Below are 20,787 nucleotides of genomic sequence, written 5' to 3'. Positions count from 1 at the left end.
ATGGTTATGGTTACTGCTACTACTCCCAAAATTCTGATCGTTGATGACGACTTCGGTGTTCGAAATCTCGTCTATCGTTTTTTAAGTCGGAAATATCAAATAGAGTCGGCAGCAGATGGTAAAACTGCCTTATCGTTGTTTGAGCAATTCAACCCAGCTTTAGTAATTCTGGATTGGAATTTGCCGGATGTTACTGGTTATAGCCTTTGCCAAGAAATGCAGAGTCGTACTAATGTTTTAGTGCTGATACTGACTAGTAGGACTGATGAGGCTGATAAAATTAAAATCTTAAGCGCAGGTGCTGATGATTTCATGACTAAACCATTTAGTCTTGCAGAAGTTGAAGTTAGAGTAGAAGCTCTTTTGAGGCGGATACGCTACATCAATCCCTCCCCAACACAACGTATCGTTTTCAAGCAGCTAGTAATTAATCCAGAGGGTCGCGAGGTAACACTTAACGATAAAACTCTTGCTTTAACAGCGCTAGAATTTAATATCTTACATTTTTTGGCAAGTCATCCTAATCAGGCTTGGAGTCGTCCACAGCTAATCCAAAAAATCTGGGGTTGCGATTACGTAGGAGATGGCCGGGTGGTTGATGTGCATATTGGTCAGCTTCGCAAAAAGATGGAAGTCGATCCCAGCATACCGGAGTTTATTAAAACTGTGCGGGGCTATGGTTATAAGTTTGAAGCGCCTGATGATATTACTAATTCGTAATTCGTAGTTAATGAGTATTTGCACCATTGTTTATTAATGGAGAAAAAAAAGCACATTTCATTGATGGGATAATAATCATAAATTATCATGACATCTAACTTACCTAAATACTTTTACTGAGGCTTGTTTGTATAACTTGCGTTAATTTTGGGGCGTTGATACAAACTGATTTGGTAATTCAATCAATACGAAATAATTGCTAGGATATAAATAATCTTCACCTGATTCATCAATAACTCTAATCATTTGGTGCTTAACAGCATCAGAATCAGGAACAGTCTGGTAAATTTTCCGAATTTCTAAAGAAGCAGGATAATCTTTGTTGTTAATGCAAACAACATATTGAGTTTCTGTGTTCGCTGACTGCATAACTACTCCTATAGAAACCGTTTTATTTTGATTTCTTTCTTACCAATTCCGTGAGCTTCATACCAGTGCAACTCAGCTTCCTAAATACTTCTGTCGTCTAAGCTAATGATTGCAAAGCCTTTAAGTTTCCGCCACCGTCCTGAACCATAAGTTTTACGCAAGCGTTCTAGTTCACGAATGGAGTTACCAACAGCAATTATTTCAATATTGGTGATGTCTCCGATAATTTCAAAATTCAAGTAAGCATTACTCCTCGTAAATATTGCAACAAATAACTTTTAACCACAACCCACCGCCAATCTTTGACTAACCAACTCAGCCGCTAAATGTATCGCTGCTTTCATACTCGTAGTATCAGCAATTCCCTTACCCGCAATATCAAACGCTGTTCCGTGATCGGGTGAAGTCCGAACGAAAGGAAGACCTATAGAAGTATTAACTGCCCGATCAAATGCCATCAGCTTCACAGGAATTAAGCCTTGATCGTGGTAAAGTGCCAAGTAGCCATCAGCTGGATTTTGTACTAAAGAATTTCCATACCAAGCTTGACCAGGTTTAACCCACATCGTATCTGGCGGTATTGGCCCATCTAGCTGTAATTGTGGTCTATTTTGTCGCTCTTGCTCTAACCAGGGAATTAACCAATCTTGTTCTTCATATCCAAGTTGTCCCTGTTCGCCACTGTGGGGATTTAAACCTGCGATCGCAATTCTCCCTCTATATATACCAAAATCTTTCTCTAAACATTCCACCAGCAAATCTAGTTTTTGTGTCAACAATTGCGGTGTCAATACATCGGCTACTTGACGCAGGGGAATATGTGTGGTTGCAAGTAAAGCGCGGAGTGTCCAACCAGTATGGGGCGATCGCGCTACAAATAACATCCCAAAGCGGTCAACACCTGATTTTTGTGCCAAAAGTTCTGTTTGCCCTGGATAATTATATCCTGCGGCTTTCCAAGCAGATTTAGCGATCGGCCCTGTGACAATAGCATCAAATTTACCAGCCAGTGTTTGAGCGATCGCATATTCCATATACGCAAAACTAGCCGCACCACTGGCTGCATTACCTATTCCTGAAATAATTTGATCTTTAATTTTTCCATCCAACTGCACATCACTGACTGACAACTCATCTGGATTTGCCAAAGCTACTAAATTCTCAGTTAAATTCAGTTTGTGATAAATCTGTGCCAGCAAATCTCCGTTACCCACTACTGTAACGTCATATTTTTTACGAATTTCTGGATCGGCTAAAGCTTTCAAAATCACCTCCGGCCCAATCCCTGCCGGATCTCCGAGCGTCAGCGCCAAACGCGGACGATTCTCTTTCACAAAATTTATTAAACCACCTTGATTATTTTGATACATAAAATCTCTTCATAATTATTATCATTAAATCTTTTCGATTTACCCATCTCTCCTTTTGCCAACAGTAGGGATTGCCCCCCAAGCCAGTAGGGATTACCTGCTAAACTAGTTTAAAATTATTTACACAGGTCTAATCCTAGCAACTGTTGAAAAGCTTCTGGTAGACCTAGTTTACACACCAATTTGCATAAGGAGAATCACACTAATGGGCGGCGAAATTTTGAATGCAGCTCTATTGTCTTTCGGTTTAATCTTCGTAGGCTGGGGCTTAGGCGCGTTGTTACTGAAAATTCAAGGCGGAGAAGAATAATTAGTGCTGAGTTAGGAGTTAGGAGTTAAGAGTTATTTTATTCTCCCCACTCCCTTTTTCATCGAAATGAGAAAAAAGCTTGTCCGTTAACCGGACAGCTATTTTCTCATGAGTCTATCCAAATCAATTGATTTTCTGAGAAAAGATGTAAAGTTTTGTTTGCATAGGTTATTCTGATAACATTCTTTTCATAAAACATTAAAATTTATTACAACCCTCATGACATTATTAATCGTCGGTGCCACTGGCACCTTAGGAAGACAAGTGGCTCGTCGTGCTATCGATGAGGGATATAAAGTACGCTGTCTTGTCCGCAGCAGTAAAAAAGCAGCTTTTCTCAAAGAATGGGGTGCAGAACTCGTCCCCGGAAATTTACGTTACCCCGATACCCTGGCGGAAGCTTTAGTGGGTGTAACCCAAGTTATTGATGCCTCAACCTCTCGCCCTACAGATTCATTGAGTATCAAACAAGTGGACTGGGAAGGCAAAGTAGCATTGATTCAAGCAGCAAAAGCAGCGGGTGTCGAGCGTTTTATCTTCTTTTCGATTTTAGATGCTGATAAATACCCAGAAGTGCCGCTCATGGAAATTAAGCGGTGTACAGAAGTCTTCCTAGCAGAGTCAGGCTTGAATTATACCATCTTGCGGCTAGCTGGGTTTATGCAAGGTTTAATCGGTCAGTATGGGATTCCCATTTTGGAAGGACAGCCAGTTTGGGTAACAGGTAATTCTTCTCCCATCGCTTATATGGACACTCAGGACATTGCTAAGTTTGCAATCCGAGCATTGAGTGTACCAGAAACGGAAAACCAAGCTTTTCCTGTAGTTGGTACTCGTGCATGGAGTGCAGAAGAAATTATCAACCTGTGCGAACGCTTATCTGGAAAAGATGCCAGAGTAACGCGGATGCCAATAAGCTTACTGCGTGCTGTACGGGGCATAATGCGATTCTTTCAGTGGGGATGGAACGTAGCAGACAGGCTGGCGTTTACAGAAGTATTGGCTAGTGGTAAACAGTTAAATGCTTCAATGGATGATGTATACACAGTGTTTGGTTTAGATCCGCAACAAACCACAACCTTAGAAAGTTATCTACAAGAGTACTTCAGCCGAATAATGAAGAAACTCAAAGAAGTAGACTACCAGAAAAATAAAAATAAAAAGCAAAAACCTAAAAAAACTCCTTTTAAACAGTCTTCAAAAGCCAACAGTCAATAGTCATTACACAACAGACATTAGTCGTCAAACTCTAGACTCTGGATATTTGACTCTAGATTAATGACTACATGACCAAAAATGTGTAAGGATTAACAGAATAGAAAGCATCGCCTAAATTTGGATATTTGAGTGTGCCGAAAGCAGGCATTATCTACAATGACGTTAAACCGATAGCGGGCCGTGTCGCTATCGAGTTGAAAGACAAGCTAACCGCAGCCGGTTGGAATGTATGTATCACATCGAGTATTGGTGGGATACTGGGCTACCCTAGCCCGGAGAGTCCTGTGTGCCACACCCCCATTGACGGTCTGACACCCCCTGGTTTTGACTCAGATATGGAGTTTGCAGTGGTATTAGGGGGAGACGGAACTGTTCTAGCAGCGTCTCGTCAAGTAGCCCCTTGTGGTATTCCACTGCTAACAGTGAATACTGGCCACATGGGGTTTTTAACGGAAACTTTCCTGAATCAGTTGCCCCAAGCACTAGAGCAGGCGATGGCAGGTGAGTATGAAATTGAAGAACGAGCCATGCTCAATGTCAAAGTGTTTCGGGATGATTCAGTGCTGTGGGAAGCCCTATGCTTGAATGAAATGGTGCTACACCGGGAACCTTTGACCTCTATGTGCCATTTTGAAATTGCCATAGGGCATCATGCGCCAGTAGATATTGCCGCAGATGGTGTGATTGTTTCTACGCCTACTGGTTCTACAGCTTACTCATTGAGTGCTGGCGGTCCAGTGGTAACTCCTGGCGTACCTGTTTTACAGCTAGTACCAATTTGTCCCCATTCCTTAGCTTCTAGAGCATTGGTATTTCCAGATACTGAATCCGTCAATATCTACCCAGTCAATATTCCTCGGCTGGTAATGGTAGTAGATGGTAATGGAGGGTGCTATATCTTACCAGAAGATCGAGTATATATGGAGCGATCGCAATATAGTGCCCGATTTATTCGCCTGCAACCGCCTGAGTTTTTCCGAATTTTGCGAGAAAAATTAGGTTGGGGTTTACCACATATCGCTAAACCAACTTCGGTAGAATTGCCGTAGGGATTGGGCAGGAGGCAGGTGGTCACTGAGCGTAGTCGAAGTGAGGCAGGAGGCAGAAGTTTTTGAATTTGAATTGATTTCTCCCTCATCTCCCCACTCCCTACTCCCCAACTTACTGATTTCCTTCCAGAATTACTGGTATGGAGATGGAATTTGGAGTTAGTTATTAAGATTGCATCCGAGAATTCGATAGCTGACACCTGAACGTGCTAAAAGATCCTTAGCAGCGCGTCAAATCAGAATTGCTACATCACTAAAAGCTCGTAATTGTACTTTATAACTGATGTAAAGATTTTCTCTTGAATATCTTTACAATCCCAAATCCAATATCCCAAATTGTTATGACAGTTGCTCAAAGTCCCTGTGTTTTGGTGATTGAAACCGATGAGAGCCTTGCAAATCAGCTTTCTTGCGATTTGCAAGAAGCCGGTTATGAATCAATTTTGGCTCATGATGCAACTAGTGGTTTACAACACTGTCGCGATCGCCAGCCTGCTTTAATTGTTTTAGACCGGATGCTAGCAGGAGAATCAGGACTCTCATTGTGCAAAAATCTGAGAAGCACTGGTATGCGATCGCCTGTATTAATTTTAATGGCAAGGGATACAGTTGACGATCGTGTAGCTTGTCTAGAAGCTGGAGCGGATGACTACATCCTCAAACCTTACCGCTCAGAAGACTTTTTGAAGTTGATTCGCCTCTACTTGAAACCTGATGTGGATACCACAGAGCAATTACGCTTTGGGGATTTAATTTTAGACATAGCAACTCGCCGTGCCATACACAACGGACGACCAATTGACTTGACAATGAAGGAATTTGAACTATTAAAATTCTTAATGGAACATCCCCGTGAGGTGTTAACCCGCGAACAAATTCTAGAAAATGTTTGGGGTTACGACTTTCTGGGTGAGTCGAATGTAATTGAAGTGTACATCCGTTACTTGCGGTTAAAAATCGAAGATGAAGGTCAAAAGCGCCTCATTCAAACAGTGCGAGGCGTAGGGTACGTTTTAAGAGAATCCTAGTATACTATAGCGGGAGTTTGCCTATCTCCTTCCATCATTCCCAGTTTCGGATTGGGAATGTAAATTTGGGTGCTACTACCTTCCAGTCAAGGGGTTTTTCTGGCTACAACACTGTAAAATTGAAGTCTAAATTACAAAATCGAAAAGCTATATGACTCGTCGGCTAAGTTTGCTCTCGATAGTGCTGAGTATTTTTCTGATGGGTTGTTCTGTGCCAACAACTGCTAAATCTCCTAGCCCCACCTCTGATTCTAAAACTCCAGCACCAGAAAGTTTAGGTCAAAAACTACCAATTTCTGCGAAAGCCATTGTGCCTAATGGTACAACGATTCAATTAGAGGTAGCACAGACACCACAACAGCAAGCGATGGGATTGATGTATCGACCGGCTTTACCAGATGACCGAGGGATGCTGTTTGGGTTCCCTTCAGCACAACCAGTAAGTTTCTGGATGAAGAATGTACCGGTACCCCTGGATATGGTATTTCTACATAAAGGTGTAGTGAAATATATTCAGGTTGCTGCACCTCCTTGTGCAAGCGAGCCTTGTCCTACCTATGGTCCCAATACACCAATTGATAAGGTGATTGAACTTCGTTCTGGAAGAGCTGCCGAATTGAAGTTGAAAGTGGGCGATATTCTCAAAATTGAGTCTTGAAACTCTGGTGCTTTGCGGGGATAGAAATTTGGGTAATTACTCGGTTGAGAACCTATACGGTCGAAATATATGTTTTTTCTGTAAAAAATGTCACTGTGTGTGGTCAAACAGCACTTGTAACGCTACTATTTAAAAACTGTGGTAATAATGTAAAATTCTACTGTCTCAAACCTGAAATCACAGTCTTCAGGTTTAGTCTCAAAAATATTCCCTTGGGCGCAAGTGTAAATAGTCGCCAATAAGAGAGTATAGGCTATGGAATCTTTCTTACTACCTGTGTAATTAAATAAAACACAAAAGTAAATAAGATGAAGCCAATTTAATTAAGTAAAAATACTGCTTAATAAGCTAACAGATGATTTGTATGAGAATTTTTATTTCTCAGACCATCTATAGGAAGCCTCTGTTGAAGGCAGATTAACAAAACTGTGCTGGGGTGTATAGCCGATAACGGCACAGTGACAGATGAAATACTGGCTACTGTCTACCGAGTAATGGTTAACTGATATATGACAATACATTCTGCACAAGGAGGTGAGATACAAATGTCACCATCAAAATATTCCCGACTGATTCATTTTTTGCAAGAAGATTTGGCAATTTCCACAGCATCACTAGCAGTGGCACTTCGGCATCGGGAGCAAGACCCAGGCCCTTTGACAATGATTCTTTGGCAATATGGGTTAATTACTCTAGAGCAATTAGAACAAATTTATGATTGGCTGGAGACGGCGTAGACTATACCGATTTTGGATTGTAGATTTTAGACTTTGGATAAAAAGTTTCTACCAAATACCTATTAGCAAAATCTCAAACAATACTATTTATACCAATTTGGGATGATACTAAGTTGCCAAAGTTAGTCTTGTCTGGTGTTAAAGATATAGTGCGACTTTCTTCAAAGCAAATAATACTATCTAGGGCAACTTGGTGTCATTTAGGAGAATTGAGGTATGTCACTTCAACTCTACACTTATGACTTATGCAAAGGTTTCTACTCTACATACAAATTAAAAGAGCGAGTTGATAATTTAACTCGCTCTTTTGATTTAGTACTCAGGACTGACTAAACACTTTAACTGCTGCTGCTATACCAGAACCAGGGGTAAAGTCTTCGTAGCCAAGTTCTGTGAGGGTAACTTCTAAAGATGCTATGCAGCTAAGTATATCGCGATCGCTCACAAAACCCAAGTGACCAATACGGAAAATTTTATTACTCAAATGGTCTTGACCACCAGCGAGGGCAATATCAAAGCGTTTTTTCATCAATGACCGAATCTTATCCGGTTCAATTCCCTGCGGTGCTACAGCTGTAATCGCCGGACTAGCAGAATTATCTGCTGCAAGCAGGGGTAAATTTAACCCTTTAATGGCGGCGCGGGTAGCATTCTTCAGCCGCTCATGTCGAGCAAATATTGATTCTAAGCCTTCTTCTTTCATAATTCGTAACGTGGTGTGTAACGCTACAATCAAGTTCACAGGCGGAGTGAATGGAGTTGTATTTTTGGCTGTGGCTTTGCGATATTTGCCTAAGTCCAAATAATATTTCGGTAGCTTCGCAGTTTTGTAAGCCTCCCAAGCTTTGGGACTGACAGAGACAAAACCCAATCCCGGCGGAATCATATAACCTTTTTGGGAACCGGAAGCGACGATATCCAAACCCCAAGCATCCACCGGTAGATTGAATGCACCCAAGCTAGTGACGGCATCAACGATAATTAAAGCTTCACCGTGTTCTTTAACGTGGCGGTTGATAGTTTCTAGGTCATTCAACACACCCGTTGAGGTTTCGCTGTGGGTAATGATTACAGCTTTAATTTGCTTTTGGGTATCTGCTTGGAGTTTTTCAGCAAATACTGCGGAGTCTAAGGGTTTTCCCCATTCCACCTTAACTTCTTCTACATTCAAACCGTAGGCTTGACCAACTTCTACCCAGCGTTCACCAAATTTACCATTAGAGCCAACTAAAATGCGATCGCCTGGAGAGAGGAAATTAATTATTCCCGCTTCTACAGCACCCGTACCACTGACATTCAACATCAGCACATCACTTTGAGTTTGGTGCAGCCACTTCAGGTTTTCCGTCACCTCTGCCAATATGTTGCTAAATTCACTAGTACGGTGTCCAATTGGATGCTTGGCTAATGCCAGTAAGGCAGCTTCTGGCACCGGTGTAGGGCCTGGAATCATCAGCATCAGCTTATCGTTCATGTGTCTATCCTAAAAGTCAAATAAAAGTCAAAATTGTGGGAAGTTGGTTAAGTCTGATAGCAAATCCTAGATATTCATCTACAAATTACACTCAGATCGTCACCAGCCTTGTTGTATATTTTCCAAATTTATAGGAAAAGTATCATGGGAGTTAATCGGTAAGCTTGACCTTTGCAATTTATACCAGACTCTAACTCAGATCAAACCTCTGTTCCAGGCAATCTTACCACACACCTAGACGCTAGGTTAAGGTGTCTGCTCGTAGGCGAACAGCTATTTTAGCCAAGGATGAAACATCTATCTAAAATTAGGCATAGGTACGATAAATTATTAAATCTACCCATAATCCGCCTCAGTTGTTTTTATAGAAAAATGCGAAATCGTTTTGAACATCGCGGTAATTCTCGGTGAAAAAGCTGTGTTTTGCTTCCACGAAAGAAGTAACCCCCTACACTATACGGAAGACTTGGATTTCACCGTTTGCTAAGAGATAGAAGATACCCAACCCAAACTTTTCAATCTATTTGGGTCAAAGATTTGTTCTTGGGTTTCCATTGTCTAAAAAATACCTTCATCTATAATTTATTTGAGTCAAAATCGCTTCGATACCAATATCCAAGCCTTTTCTGGTTTATTTGATAGCGACCAATTTGACGCAGAAGTTGAGATATCTATGCTACTAATTGCTGCACTTTTTGATACTGCACTTAGTGGTAAGCGATGCCGACGGCAGACTACGCCTATGCTAATAAACTATAAGTTTTTATACTATACTTACAAAATTGCTACAATCGTGCTTAGTTTCCTTAGTTACTATTCACGGTGAGTCGTTTTTAACTAGTGTTCAGTTCATAAACTGTCACTCACTAGATCCCCGGTATTCTTGTAAAAGAGATATTCTTAGTTAGTGCAAGGAGTGATACCATTTCACCACATGTTTGTCACAAGTTATCCTCGTAATACTCCCTCCTCAGGGAATGTTGCAGATTTCAAATGTTGCATCAAACGAGTGAGTTGGTATAAGCTTTTACAGAAAAGCGCTTGAGTGAGCAAAACTCTCAAGCGCTTTTTTGTGTATAAATAAAACAGTCATACTCTCTGAATAGCTATACATCTGTGTTTAAATACACATCTATCAGAGGAATAAACTACTGCTATAAAAATTGTGACAACATATACTTGACGACTTTAAAATTTGTGCGTTCCGTCAAAACCTTTTTAAGTTACTGGACGTACCACACGAATTAATTTTCCTTGCAAAGGTTCTTCTGTTGCTACAGCCTCATCTATCCGTGCTGCAAATTGTTCCCAATTACGATTATTCGTGCAAACAAAAATACCGAAATGGTTAGAATCACGACGATGCAAACGGATAAAATCAACTCTATTGATAGTTAATATTGAGCGTTCTTGACTTATCGCAAATGCTAGCACTTCCTCATCAGGTATACCTTGGTCTGCATTTTCTGCTTTTTGAACAGTCAAAACATCATGCCCCAAAGCGCATAAGATTACTCCAAGTAAAAAAATGCCCAATTGTCATTGCGTTCGCCCTTGGCGTTCCCGAAGGGTACGCCAAGGGCGAACGCAATGACGGGTTTTGGATCATTTATTTTTTGGAACACTCTAATAATTCCACAACTGGAAAGGGAAACTGCTCATCTGCGTAAAACCGTGCCATCGATTAGGCTACCTCATTACGCTCAATTGCCAATTCGATTTCATTGGGATGAGCTTCTGCATATACCCAAGCATTAGCTAAATCTGTAGCTGTAATAGTTGGATAGCTCGTCAAAAAATCAGCATCACTATATCCCAATACAGTTCAGATAAGAGCAAAACACTTGTAGAGACGGCGATTTATCGCGTCTCGAAAACCCAAAATTTTTGCCAGTAGCCCTTAACTGAACCGTATTGCACTATATCCAAGACCGCGAGCTTCCACAAGTACCCAAACGGGAATACGAGTTTTAGCGATGCGAGCCTCTCCACCACAGACTCTAGGAGTTTTTTCAATTCCTTGCCAATTGTTGCCGAGACTTTGAGCAAGTAACTGTATAGCCTGCAATTTTTCACGCTTGTCTGAGGGCAAGCAGTTGTTGTTCTAACTCTTTGAGTGTCAGGGATGTAAATCCTCTGATGTTTTGTCAGGCTAAATTTACAATTTTATCAATTCCTAAGTACAACATTTCATTAATTCGTAGCGAGTTCTCTGCGTACCTCTGCGCTTCCCTCTGCGACGGCAGTCGCTCATGGGGGAAACCCCTAAGACCGCGCTGCCTTCACTTTGCGTTTAAATTTAAACCCTCAATTCGCCACGATTTTACGCAAAGCCCTACTTAGCTAACTACAAAATTCACCAACTTTCCAGGCACCACAATTACCTTTTTAATCTCTTTACCTTCGATATAACGCTGGGCAATTTCTGATTCACGGGCGTATTTCTCCAACGCTGCTTTATCTGCTTGTGCTGGTACTTGAATCGAGCCGCGAGTTTTACCCATAACTTGAATCACTAAAGTGATTTCATCAGCTACCAAAGCAGCCGGGTCAAATGATGGCCAAGTTTGAGTATGAACTGAATCACTTTCACCCAATAAATGCCACAATTCATCAGCAATATGTGGTGCAAATGGTGCTAGTAAAATCACCAAAGTCCGAATACCTTCTGCGTAAATTGGTGAATTTTTGCCGTCAGCATCAGTTAAGGCATTACTCAACTTCATCAATTCTGAAATAGCGGTGTTGAATTGATATTTGTCTTCCAGGTCTTCTGTCACCGCTTGAATAGCCGTGTGAATCGTCCGCCGCAATTCTTTTTCAGTTTTAGTTAAATCAGACAGTTGGGCTTTCTTACGGGATACGCCAGCCGCAATATAATCTGTCACCAAACGCCAAACCCGATTTAAAAAGCGGGATTGTCCTTCCACATCGGCTTCATCCCATTCCAGGTCTTTTTCTGGCGGTGCTTTGAACAAGATGAACATCCGCGCCGTATCTACACCGTATTTGGAAATTACATCTTCTGGCGCTACACCGTTGCCCTTTGATTTAGACATGGTGGCATAAACGAGTTCCAGTGCTTCACCTGTTTTAGGATCTCGTGGATCGGCTGGATCTACAAGATTAAAGGGAACCCACTTGTCTTTACCATCCTTATTGGAATTTGTGTAAGTTAAACCCTGTACCATCCCTTGAGTTAACAGGCGTTGAAAGGGTTCGTCAAAGTTTAACAAACCGCGATCGCGTAGTACCTTAGTAAAGAACCGCGAATACAACAAATGCAAAATCGCGTGTTCAATTCCACCCACATACTGATCAACTGGCATCCAGTCATTAATCTTACTGGAATCAAAAACCTGTTGTTCATTTTTAGCGTCAGGGAAGCGCAAGAAATACCACGAGGAATCAATAAATGTATCCATCGTGTCCGTTTCCCGCTTCCCTGGAGTGCCACAAGTTGGACAAGGTACATTTACCCAGCTTTCTAACTGAGTCAACGGTGAACCGCCACGTCCAGTAAATTCCACCTCTTCCGGCAACTGTACTGGTAAATCTTTGTCGGGTACTGGAACTATCCCACAGTTGGGACAGTGAATTACAGGTATCGGTGCGCCCCAGTAACGCTGCCGCGAAATCAACCAATCCCGCAAGCGATATTGCACCCGCACTTTACCAAAACCTTGTTGTTCGGCGTATTCAATTATTGCTTGTTTAGCATCTGTGGAGGTCATACCAGTAAAAGCCCCAGAATTAATTAAAATTCCTGGTTCAGTGTATGCCTGGTTATATTCAATTTGGATGAGTTGTGTGACTTCATCAACCTCTGATGTTGGGGTTAAGTCAAAACCTGCAACATCATCTGGCGAAACGATGACAAAATCAATCGGTAAATCGTAATTTTTGGCAAACTTAAAATCCCGGACATCGTGTGCTGGTACACCCATAACTGCTCCAGTACCATACTCATACAGTACATAGTCAGCAATCCAAATCGGCACTTCTTCCCCTGTAAATGGGTTAATTGCCTTACCACCTGTGGGGATACCCCGCTTCGGTTTATCTTCAGCGGTACGTTCCAACTCACTTTGATTAGAAACCTCTTTAATAAAGGCTTCTACCGTTGTTTGTTGTTCTTTTGTGGTGACACGCTTCGTTAAGGGATGTTCTGGTGCTAACACTAGGTAGCTAACACCATAAACGGTATCTGGACGTGTGGTGTACACGCCGATTTTTTCATCTATCCCAATGATGGGAAATTCTAAGTAAGCCCCTGTAGATTTGCCAATCCAGTTTGCCTGCATCGACTTGACGCGTTCCGGCCAACCTGTCAATTTATGTAAGTCATTGAGCAATTCTTCGGCGTAGTCGGTAATCTTGAAAAACCACTGTCGTAATAATTTGCGCTCAACTATTGCCCCACTGCGCCAAGAACGTCCTTCGTTATCGACTTGCTCATTTGCCAGTACAGTTTGATCGATCGGGTCCCAGTTTACAGCTGCTTCTTTTTGATAAGCTAACCCTGCTTGCAAAAACTGCAAGAAAATCCATTGTGTCCACTTGTAATAATCTGGCGAACAGGTAGCAAGTTCGCATTCCCAATCAATGGATAAACCAAGACGCTGCAATTGTTGCCGCATCTGAGCCATATTCTGATAAGTCCACTTTGCTGGCGGTACACCACGGTCAATGGCGGCGTTTTCTGCTGGTAAGCCAAAGGCATCCCAACCCATTGGGTGTATTACCCGATACCCTTGCATTCGCTTGAGGCGGGCAATCACATCGGTAATCGTATAATTACGGACGTGACCCATGTGTAGGCTGCCCGATGGATAAGGGAACATGGAAAGAGCGTAGAATTTTGGCTTATTGCTAACTGTCGGTGTCTTATCTAAGCCAAGTTCTACCCATGTTTTTTGCCATTTTTCCTCAATTGCTGCTGGGTTATATCGGGAATCCACCAAAAATTCTCCTACTGGGTCTACGTCTACTTACTATGTCAACCTACCTATGTCAACATAGCAGGTTAATCTAATATTGTAGGTCAACTACTCACAGATTTATATAAGTGCAGTTAAGGAGCAGCCTGATTATGCCCAAACTGCGACCCTTTCAGATATCGCAAGAATTATTTGATAAAGGTTTAAATGGTTGAATCAAATATAAAACTTTCTGATTTGGTGCGGGTTTTTGTCTACGGCACGCTCAAACCAGGTGAAATTAACTATAAAAGATACTGTGCTGGCAAAGTCGTTGATGTCAAAATAGCTCTTGTACAAGGCAAATTATTTGCTCTGCCAATGGGCTACCCAGCGATGACGCTAGGGGATAGCCAAGTTTACGGATATTTACTTTCTTTTTCCCACCCAAAGATTTTAAATGAGCTAGATGTGCTGGAGGATTACCAGCCCAATAGACAAACGCCAGAAAACCTCTATAATCGACAAATTATCGAGGTTTATGAGCCACAGTCGCTCTCTTATAGTTGGGCTTGGGTTTATTTAATGACTTTAGAGCAAGTTGATCGATTAGGCGGCTTCCTCCAACCTGGGGGCTGGTGGAGCGGCTGTGGTTTAATCCCAAAGTCCAGTTATCAACTGTAAACTGTTAATGCGATTAGTTTATGTCCTGTTTGGGGTCGTGTCCTTGCGGCTGTACCTGATAAATTGAATTTTCTGGAGAGGCTACTGCTGCTTTCGGAATTTCAATTACCGGGTTATTTAGCCCCACCATCAGCGGCGAAGGGGGAACTATAGACGCTGAGGACGTTTGTATCGGTTCTCTTTGTGGTCGTTGTGCTAGTTGTTGCACCATCGAACCACCACCTACTAAGCCAGATATTGCACCGATCGCACAAGCAGCAACGGCTGCACTTCCCACCATCCAGTTTAAACGGGAGCGGCGGCGCAAACGTGACAATACTTGCCCAACTGTCTCTTCTGGCGACTGTTGGGTTGCTGGCACTGGGAGCGTCCGCAAACCTTGGCGCAGCTTTAACAGTCGGGCATACAAACACTGAACCGAGGCATCATTTGCCAGCCATTCTTCTACTTGCCTGCGTTCGGTGGCTGTGACTTCACCATCGAGGTAAGCACTCAATAACTCGAAGCGATCGCGCTTCACCATATCCATAAGACCCGTTGATTCATTGGTATGCTTGGCCATTCCATCTGACAAATCTTGAGGAAGTTGCAAAGGAGAACGGTCGTAAAACTGAGAATCAGTAGTCATCTTAACATTATTACCAATTCATTCACGGGTAAACTGGGCGGGAATTTCGGGAAAATTAGCCAATTTTCCTCCTAAAGGCAGAAATAATCTACGTCTTTCTAGTAATTCTTAATCTATGCTTAAATTCTGCCATTGGGCAGAGACAAGATACTGTAAATTAAGAAAATTAGGAGTCTAGATAATTCTGCAAGTGGGCTTGCAGTCTCGATCTAGCTCTGGCTATTCTTGACTTCACAGTTCCTAGAGAAACTCCAGTGATTTCGGCAATTTCTTCATAAGCCATGCCTTCGATTTCTCTGAGGACAATGGTAGTACGAAAAACTTCTGGTAAATCCGCGATCGCTTCCCGCAATTGCTCGTAAAATTCTCTCGTTGTCAGTTCTTCTTCAGGGCCTGGGGTATCGCCGGCGATTTCCCAATCCATCTCGCCGTCCTCTAAGGAACGGGGAGCATCGAGTGACAAAGGACTCATAACCCGCTTGCGTTTCCGTAACTCGTCGTAAAACAAGTTGGTGGCAATGCGGCTTAACCAGCCCCGAAATTTAGCAGGCTCTTGTAATCGGTTAATATTCCGATACACTCGAATCCAAACTTCTTGAGCCAAATCGGCTCTGTCAGCCCAATCTGGAGCTAGGTGGTATAGGACTCGATCGACTTGACTTTGATAGCGGCGTAATAGTTCCGCAAAAGCAGCACGATCTGGTCGCAGTCCGGCTTGACAGCGCAAAATTAAATCGTGGTTAGGGAGTTTGTCAACTTGCACTGATGCTTCTGGATACTTTGCATCAACCGTTGACCAGGATACAGTAATCGATTGACTCATAGATCGTACTGGCTCTAAATCATCCCTATCTATTAGACCTGCTAATGGGGTAGAAGTTCCATGCTCAGGTGACGGATTTATGACTGGAACACTGAAGCAGACAATTTTGGATACATTTATAGCAATAAGCAAAGCCACTTTTCCTTATACTGCTCCCATAGTTGCCTAAGACCCATCAACGAACAAAGGCACGACACGATGCACATTTGAGTACTTTTAGCAACTGGGTATATACGCTTGATCGAGATAATTAAATTTAGCTATAAAAATGAAGATAAAATTTTGTAATTCTAACTTCTTGATACCTTTAAAATTCGGGTAATAATTTCTGGAAGTTAGCTTGCTGTGGTTGCTAAGATGATGATTTAATTTTTTGATTTCGTTACCAGAATAGTTGCTGATTGTTCTGGTTGTGGACCGAAGGCAGCATTAGAGTTATGTTGCTCTGGTACGCGAACTTGAAAAAAGAAATTGAGGGAAAATGTAATTGTTACCGCTAGCAATAGTTTTTCAAGCATGGTTTTTCATCCACTTACACCATTAATGATTGATTGCTACATTTCAAGAGTTCTACTAAAAAGTCCGAGGAGAGGCTTACAACCCTCAGAACGTTTGAGGAATGAGGTTGCTCATTTGGAATTTTGCCGCTGGGACAATTTGCATAGTCTTAGTTTGCCCAGAGGTGTTGGCAGATTTACAGCGGAAATGATAAGTATTGATAAATTTTTGATGATCGGATGATGAACTCATCCAATTGCTCGGCTGGATATGTCAGGGATAAACAATAGGCGATGGCAATGGTAAGAAACGAATCTGTAGGACGTATGGTAATGCTGCTTTGTTTTGGCACAGCATTTTTATCCTTAGCTGTCCATTGGCGCATTAGTACGGCGGAACGGCAGTATGAGAAGTCTGCATCTACTTCGATGCGGCGAGATTCTACCCGAACCAATCTTAAGGGAAGCCAACGAGAGGGAGTCTACAAGAATCTTTCCCAAGTGAGTTTGGGGGAAATTGCGCTGGGTGGATCTGTGCCACCTGATGAAGTTACCCAAGGCTCGACTGCCCAGAGGAGGTTTACACCAAAGTCCTCTGCTATTAAACCTAAAACTAAATCAAAAATAATTAAGAAGAATCTAGCTAAAACAACTACTCTTAAGGCTTCTACACTCAAGCCTTCTACGATTAAATCGCAAATAATTAAGAAGAATCTAGCGAAAGCAACTATTCGTAGGGCTTCTAAACTCAAGCCTGCTACCATTAAGCCTCAAACTAAGCCCCAAATTATTAAGAATAATGTAGCTAAAGCCAGCGACCTCCCAACTCAGAGGCAGTTGGTGGCGAAAGTAGAAAGACAAAATCCAGTTGCAGATAGTTGGCCAAAAGGTCTGTGGTCTCAGGCTTCAGCACAACAAGTACCATCTAGTAGGCTGGCAAATGTCAAGACGCAAGTGGTGGTTGATTTAAGCGATCGCCGTACTTATGTATATGCAGGAGAAGAGGTGATCGCCAGCTACCCGATTGCTGTCGGCAAGAAAGGTTGGGAAACACCCACAGGTTCTTTCCAGGTGATCCACATGCGACACTATCCAATCTGGCGTCACCCAATTACTGGCAAAGTATTTGAGGCTGGTACAGATAGTCCCTTGGGAGATAGATGGATTGGTTTTTGGTCAGATGGACGGAATGAAATTGGCTTTCATGGTACGCCGGATGTTGACTTGGTAGGAACGGCTGTATCCCACGGCTGCTTAAGAATGCGTAATTCTGATGTCCGATTGTTATATGAGCAAGTGAGTTTAGGGACAACAGTGTTAGTACGTGATTAATTAGTTAAGAGTCATTAGTCCTTTGTCCTTTGTCCTTTGTCTAAAACAAATGACCAATGACTAATGACCAATGACCAATGACTAAGTAACTCTGAAAATTATAATTTTTGCTCAAAGTTAGGCGCGTATGTTTGGAGTAAAGCACTGACTTGGCGTACAACCTCATTACCAGTATTTTTACCCAAGGCTTGCCGTTCTGGGAAGAAATCGGGTCGATCGAGGTAACGGTTAATCGCCTCACTTATTTGTTGAGAAATTAAGTCTTGCAGTTGTGCCTGAGCCGTTTGGCGCTGGAAGCTAGCACCCTCTTCTGTAGTAGCATACAAAGGTGGTAGCCGGTTGAGAGCGTAAGCGGCAATATCCCCAACATCTAAAGAACTTTCGCTGGTGGCTTCAATTTCTGCGACTCGTGCGATCGCTTCCGTCAGCACCAATTCTTCCATAACATTAATGAATTGTTTGCGAGGTACCGCCACTACCTCACCAGTCAATAGCGCACCCATCAGCCGATCTAACGCCATATACTCTTCAATTGAGAGTTCCGAGGCGTTATCACAGATTCTACCAACTTCTGCTTCCATTGCTGGTGTCAAATAACCATCCTGGAGAGCTTGTTCTACAATTTTTTCGATACTCATAACGCTTATCATCATTTATGTTGGCCAAGCAAGGTAGGGACGGTATCAATCCAATTTATTTTGCCTAATTCTCAGCAAAAAATACACAAATTATGCAAAGACAGGATCAATTCTGCCTCTACTAGTTAACGACCTTAGTTCGCCAAGGTGTTGGATCAACAGATTGTCCGTTGACATATAGACCCCAGTGTAAATGTGGTCCCGTGGCTGCACCTGTTGAACCTACTGCACCAATTAGTTGACCAGCTTTTACAAAATCACCTTCTTTAACGTTAATACGACTCAGGTGCATGAAAATACTGGTTACTCCTTGACCGTGGTCAATGCCAACTACGTTACCGTGTATCCGAAACCCTTGGGATACCCTACCTACCAAAGCAACTCGCCCAGAGGCTGGGGCAATTACCTGTGAACCGGCAGCACCAGCGTAGTCAAGACCACGATGATAGTAGTCCTTTGCAAATGTACCATTATAGTAGCGACGTACACCATAGTTTGTACTCATCCGCCCTGCATTTGGCTTCAGGAATACTCCATTCCAATACTTTTCTGGTGTTTGTAGCGCCTTAAAAGCCGCCACACGCTTGAGTTCATACTCTGTAGCATCCACTCCGGCTTTGCCGGGTGGCAAAGTAATGCGTTGTATGGGGAATTTGCGATTAAGCACATTCACCGCCAAGTTTTGCACTTGACCATCCCCTGCAACTCTGAGTGTTCTAGTTCCAGCTTTTTCTAGTGGAGTTGTGGGAACAAAAGCCCGATACTGATTGGGCGCAATTTCAAAGGCTGGGTATGTATTCTTTCCACTGGCTACTGTTGGTTTTGTACCATTCTCTGGATTATCTAGATTAATCTGCACCGAGAGTGTATCCCCTAATTTAGGATTAGTTGGAATCACCTTTACTTGCAAAGCATCTACAGGTAATGCCAAGGCGATCGGGAGAACAGCAAATATTCCCTTTAATATATTTATTGCACGGTAATTGGCTGTCAAAGTTTTGACATCAAAACCGAGCAACTTTTTGTTTGAACTACTAGCGCTATTCTCAATAATCATAGAACTACAAAAAAACCCTTGCTTGTATTGGAAAATAGATTAGCTTATTATCGCTAGTGTTTCCTGTTTGAAGCCGATGTTGTTGACAACCATAAATTTTCGGAAATTCTCCAGGTACTTATGGATTGCAAGGGCAAATCATTTTATCTGTAATTTTAGGAAATTGGTCTTAACTCTAATAACCAAGGTGTATGACATTGGCAATGAGCATAAAATTTAACTGTGATTACATAAATAATACTTGAAGGAAATCTTGGAATCAACTGGACACTTTTTCAACTGGACACTAATATCACATTGTTAGGTTGAAATCGGTATGGGGAAATTACTTAAACTAGGTAAGTAAGTCAGTGAAGATAAATTAAACTATATACATACCATTCAAAAATATTTTAAAATTTACTGAGAATAGCGGTTTAGTCGCCAAAAAACTATGATATTAAGGGAAAAATGTGAGTCTGCCACGCCGCACTTCAGATTTACCTTATAAATCAACTCTGAATCAGGGAATACGCTAATTAGCTTTAGGCTGATAGTATTACTTTTGACTTGAGTTTGCCATCTTCCATTTGAACGATGCGATCGGCAATATCTAGGATACGGTTGTCATGAGTAACCATCAAGATGGTACAGCCTTGTTCTTTTGCTAGTTTTTGCATGAGATTGACTACATCTCGTCCCGATTGACTGTCAAGGGCGGCGGTGGGTTCATCCGCAAGGATTATTTGAGGATGACTGACTAAAGCACGAGCGATCGCTACTCTTTGTTTTTGTCCTCCAGACAGTTTATCAGGGTAATAATCCAAATGATTTCCTAATCCTACTTGCTCTAACATTTGGGCTGACCTAGCTCGCATTTTTTTTAACCCAAGATGTTTGTGCAATTCTAAAGCCATTTTGACGTTTTGGAGCGCCGTTAAACTACCATGCAAGTTATATCCTTGGAAAATATAACCATTACGGCGTCGCGCTTGCACTAATTGTTCAGCACTCGCACCATAAAGTTCTCGTCCCAACACTCGCAAACTACCAGATTGGGCAGAACGCAACCCACCCACTAAGGTCAGCAAGGTAGTCTTTCCAGAACCAGAAGGCCCAGTCATGATAATAATTTCACCAGCATTAATCTCTAAGTTGATGTTAGATAGAACTTGCTTGCGGAGTGAGCCATGACCAAAGTGGTGGTCGAGATTCTGGATGGAGATGATGGATTGACTAGTCATAAATAGATCGATTACTCGTGACGATCGTCATTGGTCACTTGTACTGCGCTCAG

Annotated in this window: 20 protein-coding genes; 9 read left to right on the top strand and 11 right to left on the bottom strand. The window is 42.2% G+C overall.

Going from position 1 to position 20,787, the window contains the following annotated elements; all coding sequences use genetic code 11:
• Complete coding sequence (locus V7K61_RS21925) at window positions 1–720, top strand: response regulator transcription factor (RefSeq protein ID WP_094352571.1); 720 nt, start codon at window positions 1–3, stop codon at window positions 718–720.
• Window positions 721–861: 141 nt separating this feature from the next.
• Here the strand turns inward: V7K61_RS21925 and V7K61_RS21920 are convergent, their stop codons facing one another.
• A complete protein-coding gene (locus V7K61_RS21920) occupies window positions 862–1,089 on the bottom strand; it encodes a hypothetical protein (RefSeq protein ID WP_335056466.1) in 228 nt (75 codons plus the stop codon).
• A 278-nt stretch (window positions 1,090–1,367) separates the two neighbouring features.
• Window positions 1,368–2,459 carry a 4-hydroxythreonine-4-phosphate dehydrogenase PdxA gene (pdxA, locus tag V7K61_RS21915; RefSeq protein WP_335056464.1) on the bottom strand — a complete coding sequence of 364 codons (1,092 nt, stop codon included), beginning with the start codon at window positions 2,457–2,459 and terminating at the stop codon, window positions 1,368–1,370.
• 205 nt (window positions 2,460–2,664) lie between these two features.
• Here pdxA and petM point away from each other — a divergent pair, with 205 nt between their 5' ends.
• From petM to V7K61_RS21885, 6 genes are all read left to right on the top strand, one after another.
• Window positions 2,665–2,769: a cytochrome b6-f complex subunit PetM gene (gene petM / locus V7K61_RS21910; protein WP_109009093.1), complete on the top strand. Its 105-nt coding sequence runs from the start codon at window positions 2,665–2,667 to the stop codon at window positions 2,767–2,769.
• A gap of 219 nt (window positions 2,770–2,988) precedes the next feature.
• On the top strand, window positions 2,989–3,987 hold the full coding sequence (locus V7K61_RS21905) for an SDR family oxidoreductase (RefSeq protein WP_335056462.1): 999 nt from the start codon (window positions 2,989–2,991) through the stop codon (window positions 3,985–3,987).
• 131 nt (window positions 3,988–4,118) lie between these two features.
• Window positions 4,119–5,036: an NAD(+) kinase gene (locus tag V7K61_RS21900; RefSeq protein WP_099103316.1), complete on the top strand. Its 918-nt coding sequence runs from the start codon at window positions 4,119–4,121 to the stop codon at window positions 5,034–5,036.
• Between the two features lie 341 nt (window positions 5,037–5,377).
• Window positions 5,378–6,064 carry a response regulator transcription factor NblR gene (nblR, locus tag V7K61_RS21895; RefSeq protein WP_335056460.1) on the top strand — a complete coding sequence of 229 codons (687 nt, stop codon included), beginning with the start codon at window positions 5,378–5,380 and terminating at the stop codon, window positions 6,062–6,064.
• Between the two features lie 151 nt (window positions 6,065–6,215).
• On the top strand, window positions 6,216–6,722 hold the full coding sequence (locus V7K61_RS21890) for a DUF192 domain-containing protein (RefSeq protein ID WP_335056458.1): 507 nt from the start codon (window positions 6,216–6,218) through the stop codon (window positions 6,720–6,722).
• Window positions 6,723–7,231: 509 nt separating this feature from the next.
• Complete coding sequence (locus V7K61_RS21885) at window positions 7,232–7,459, top strand: DUF2949 domain-containing protein (protein ID WP_094352561.1); 228 nt, start codon at window positions 7,232–7,234, stop codon at window positions 7,457–7,459.
• Between the two features lie 319 nt (window positions 7,460–7,778).
• On the opposite strand, the gene V7K61_RS21880 is transcribed toward V7K61_RS21885, so the two are convergent.
• The 4 genes from V7K61_RS21880 to leuS all read right to left on the bottom strand — a co-directional run bounded on the left by V7K61_RS21880 (window position 7,779) and on the right by leuS (window position 13,894).
• Entirely contained in the window at window positions 7,779–8,933 is a 1,155-nt protein-coding gene (locus tag V7K61_RS21880; RefSeq protein ID WP_335056456.1) for a pyridoxal-phosphate-dependent aminotransferase family protein, read from the bottom strand.
• A 1,218-nt stretch (window positions 8,934–10,151) separates the two neighbouring features.
• Window positions 10,152–10,433 carry a DUF5615 family PIN-like protein gene (locus V7K61_RS21875; protein ID WP_335056490.1) on the bottom strand — a complete coding sequence of 94 codons (282 nt, stop codon included), beginning with the start codon at window positions 10,431–10,433 and terminating at the stop codon, window positions 10,152–10,154.
• A gap of 400 nt (window positions 10,434–10,833) precedes the next feature.
• Window positions 10,834–11,001 carry a DUF433 domain-containing protein gene (locus V7K61_RS21870; RefSeq protein WP_335056488.1) on the bottom strand — a complete coding sequence of 56 codons (168 nt, stop codon included), beginning with the start codon at window positions 10,999–11,001 and terminating at the stop codon, window positions 10,834–10,836.
• Between the two features lie 271 nt (window positions 11,002–11,272).
• Entirely contained in the window at window positions 11,273–13,894 is a 2,622-nt protein-coding gene (gene leuS, locus V7K61_RS21865) for a leucine--tRNA ligase (RefSeq protein WP_335056454.1), read from the bottom strand.
• A 186-nt stretch (window positions 13,895–14,080) separates the two neighbouring features.
• Between leuS and V7K61_RS21860 the strand changes: the two genes are divergently transcribed.
• Window positions 14,081–14,536 carry a gamma-glutamylcyclotransferase family protein gene (locus tag V7K61_RS21860; protein WP_335056452.1) on the top strand — a complete coding sequence of 152 codons (456 nt, stop codon included), beginning with the start codon at window positions 14,081–14,083 and terminating at the stop codon, window positions 14,534–14,536.
• Between the two features lie 13 nt (window positions 14,537–14,549).
• On the opposite strand, the gene V7K61_RS21855 is transcribed toward V7K61_RS21860, so the two are convergent.
• Window positions 14,550–15,164, bottom strand: coding sequence for an anti-sigma factor family protein (locus V7K61_RS21855; RefSeq protein WP_335056450.1), 615 nt, complete (start codon window positions 15,162–15,164; stop codon window positions 14,550–14,552).
• 166 nt (window positions 15,165–15,330) lie between these two features.
• Entirely contained in the window at window positions 15,331–15,987 is a 657-nt protein-coding gene (locus V7K61_RS21850) for a sigma-70 family RNA polymerase sigma factor (RefSeq protein WP_099101330.1), read from the bottom strand.
• Between the two features lie 1,196 nt (window positions 15,988–17,183).
• Here V7K61_RS21850 and V7K61_RS21845 point away from each other — a divergent pair.
• Window positions 17,184–17,816 (top strand): L,D-transpeptidase, encoded by a 633-nt coding sequence (locus V7K61_RS21845; protein ID WP_442936349.1) that lies wholly within the window; start codon window positions 17,184–17,186, stop codon window positions 17,814–17,816.
• A 98-nt stretch (window positions 17,817–17,914) separates the two neighbouring features.
• Here the strand turns inward: V7K61_RS21845 and V7K61_RS21840 are convergent, their stop codons facing one another.
• The 3 genes from V7K61_RS21840 to V7K61_RS21830 all read right to left on the bottom strand — a co-directional run bounded on the left by V7K61_RS21840 (window position 17,915) and on the right by V7K61_RS21830 (window position 20,734).
• Complete coding sequence (locus tag V7K61_RS21840) at window positions 17,915–18,454, bottom strand: late competence development ComFB family protein (RefSeq protein ID WP_335056448.1); 540 nt, start codon at window positions 18,452–18,454, stop codon at window positions 17,915–17,917.
• A 121-nt stretch (window positions 18,455–18,575) separates the two neighbouring features.
• Window positions 18,576–19,511: a M23 family metallopeptidase gene (locus tag V7K61_RS21835; RefSeq protein ID WP_335056447.1), complete on the bottom strand. Its 936-nt coding sequence runs from the start codon at window positions 19,509–19,511 to the stop codon at window positions 18,576–18,578.
• A gap of 524 nt (window positions 19,512–20,035) precedes the next feature.
• Window positions 20,036–20,734: a DevA family ABC transporter ATP-binding protein gene (locus V7K61_RS21830; RefSeq protein ID WP_335056445.1), complete on the bottom strand. Its 699-nt coding sequence runs from the start codon at window positions 20,732–20,734 to the stop codon at window positions 20,036–20,038.
• Between the last annotated feature and the right edge of the window lie 53 nt (window positions 20,735–20,787).

Origin of the sequence: Nostoc sp. (genome assembly GCF_036918015.1) — a bacterium.
GTDB lineage: Bacteria > Cyanobacteriota > Cyanobacteriia > Cyanobacteriales > Nostocaceae > Nostoc.
The sequence above is the reverse complement of the archived record's forward strand: the minus strand, read 5'-3'. Positions and strand labels throughout refer to the sequence as shown.